This window comes from Skermanella sp., assembly GCF_059503625.1.
Map to the genome: position 1 here is coordinate 1 of NZ_JCACHA010000315.1, position 2,864 is coordinate 2,864.

General features: G+C 66.3%; 2 protein-coding genes. Both read left to right on the top strand.

The annotated features are described in order from the left end of the window. Window positions 1-93: 93 nt before the first annotated feature. Window positions 94-2,262, top strand: a complete 2,169-nt coding sequence (locus AC5JJ6_RS07215; protein WP_496041384.1) for a protoglobin domain-containing protein — start codon at window positions 94-96, stop codon at window positions 2,260-2,262. Window positions 2,263-2,478: 216 nt separating this feature from the next. Further along, window positions 2,479-2,864: hypothetical protein (locus AC5JJ6_RS07220; RefSeq protein WP_496041385.1), on the top strand; the 386-nt coding region annotated here is incomplete at its 3' end.

The following is a 2,864-nucleotide window of genomic DNA, read 5'->3' on the forward strand; positions in this document are numbered from 1 at the left end:
ATCAGGCCATAGTTGTATTACTATTGACCTAGATCATTGTCAGTGCAATCGGCACACCTGATGGTCGCTTCCCTCAACTGGGAGGACGTTTGCATGACGGGCAGCGACACGGCCGGAATAAAGGGCCAACCGCATGGAGTGTCGCTTGAGCTGGACCTTTGGCGGATCGATGCTGCAACGCAACGTTCGCTGTTCCAACTTGGTCCGCACGTGAACGCCGACCTCGACAATATTTTGAATGATTTCTATTCTTTTCTCAGGGGATTTCCAGAAACCGCGGAGCTTATCGCCGCGGAGGGCATGGTTTCCCGCCTGGTCTGCGCCCAGCAGGACCACTGGCACAAGCTTTTCGCCGACGGCATCGACTCCGCCTATGTCGAGCGGGTCCAGCGGATCGGGGCCGCGCATCACCGCGTCGGGCTGAAGCCCCGATTCTACCTCTCGGCCTATTCCTTCATCATGGAGCGGCTGGTGCGCTCGGTGATCGAGCGCAACCGCTGGAGCCGGCAGGCCGCCGCCGATCAGGCCGCGACGCTGATCCGCACGCTCCTGATGGAAGCGGAACTGGCGTTGTCCGTCTATACCGACACCAAGACGGAGCAGCAGGTCACAGACGAGCTGCTGGACCTGGCCGACACCTTCGAGCAGGAACTGGACGACGCGGTCCAGCTGGTCCGCCGCAAGGCGCAGGCGATGGAATCGGCGTCCGACGAGGTGCTGGGTGCGGCGCAGCGGGTCAGCGAGGACGGCGACCATGTCGCCGCGGCGTCGCACGAGGCGGATGCCAACGCGCAGACCATAGCGGCGGCGGCGCAGGAGCTTTCCGCCTCCATCGCGGAAATCTCGTCCCAGGTCGACCGGTCGACCGGAGCGGCGCAGGATGCGACGTCCCGGTCGCAGGCGGCGCGGGGCATCGCCGCCAACCTGAACGACGTGTCGGACCGGATCGGCTCGATCGCGACGCTGATCGAGAAGATCGCCAAGGAGACGCGCCTGCTGGCGCTCAACGCCAGCATCGAGGCGGCGCGGGCGGGCGAAGCCGGCAAGGGCTTTTCCGTCGTCGCCAACGAGGTCAAGCAGCTTGCCGACCAGACCAACAACGCGACCGGCAATATCCGGAACGAGATCCACTCGATGCAGCAGGCGATCGGAGAAACGGTTTCGGCCATCTCCGACGTAGCCGGGCGGGTGGAGATGGTCAACGAGACGATCGGCGCGATCGCGGCGGCGGTGGTCGAGCAGGACGCCGTAACCCGCGACATCGCCCAGTCGGTCAGCCAGACGGCCGACAGCGTCCGGCTGGTGCATGAACGGATCGGCAGCGTCGCGACCCAGGCCGGCGTGACGACGAAGGTCTCGACCCAGCTTCGCCACAATACCTCCGAGCTGGTCGGGCAGGTGGTCAACATCGAGAAGCGGGTGATCGCGAGTCTGCGCAACTCCCGCTTCGCCGAACGGCGGCGGGCGGCGCGGGTCGCCGTCGACCTGCGGGTGGAGTGTACCGTCGGCGGGGTCCGGCGGCCGGCGGTGGTCGAGAACATCTCGAGCGGCGGCGCCCAGATCCGCCTGGACAGCGGGACCGCTCCGGCGGGGACGCCGCTGACGCTGGCGATCCCCGATATCGGCACGATCCATGCGGAAGTCGCCAATGCGGAAGGGGAGGTCATCCACGCCCATTTCCTCGACCTGGCTGCCGATGTCGCGGCGGTCCTGTCCCGTGCGCTGGACCGCTGGCACAGCGGCGACGACGCGCTGATCGCGACGGTTCAGGCGGCGGCCCGCCAGATCTCGGGATTGCTGGACGATACCATCGACAGCGGCGGCATCAGAGCCGAGGAAGTCTTCTCGACCGCCTACCAGCCGATCGCCGGGTCCGATCCCCAGCAATACCTGACGGGCTATACGGAGCTGTTCGACCGGCTGCTGCCGCCGATCCAGGAGGCGGTGCTTCAGAAGGAGCAGAGGATCGATTTCTGCGCCACTGTGGACCGCAACGGCTACCTGCCGACGCATAACCTGAAATACTCGCTGCCCCAGCGGCCGGGCGACATCGCCTGGAACGTCGCCAACTGCCGCAACCGGCGTATCTTCGACGACTTCACCGGCATCGCTGCCGCCCGCAGCCGGGCACCGGCGCTGGTCCAGACCTACCGGCGCGACATGGGCGGCGGGAGGTTCCTGCTGATGAAGGACGTCAGCGCCCCGGTCCTCGTCCATGGGCGCCACTGGGGAGCGTTGCGGCTGGGCTGCCGGCCGACCTGAAACGGGGTGCGGCGGTTTACTCCGCCGCACCCCTATGGGCCGGCAGCGCATTGAGCTTGCGGTTGATGATCCGAGCGGAACGGATTTGCGGCTCGCCGAAATCCAGCCTGAAAAAGATCGTCCGGAACAAGGAGCACTAACCGATAACGGCTTCAATCGGTGCCTGTCGTACTTACATTGCAGCCTGACATGCACACACCTGCTGGAGCCGATTCGATGTCCGACGACTGGCGCTTCGAAACCGTGACCGGGTCTTCCGGCGAGCGGCGCGATTTCCGGATCACGCTGGGCCTGCGCGAAGGCTGGAAGCGAACCGGCAGGATCTACGATATCGAGGAAGCGGTCCGCGCCGCCCACGACTGGATGAAGCGGCGGGCCGACGCCGGCCAGCCCTTCCTGTCCGGCATGTTCACCCGTGGCGAGGTGGTCTACGCGTGGCCGGGCGGGGAGGGCGCCGCCGGCAGCGACCGCGAGCCGGTCGCGATCTTCACCGGTGAAGTCCTGCCGCTCTACAGCGGCGAGCTCGACGATACCGCCATCTGCGCGCTGCTGAACGAGCTGGCCTGCGAGATGGGCCGGCTGCTCGGCCAGGAAGACCTGCA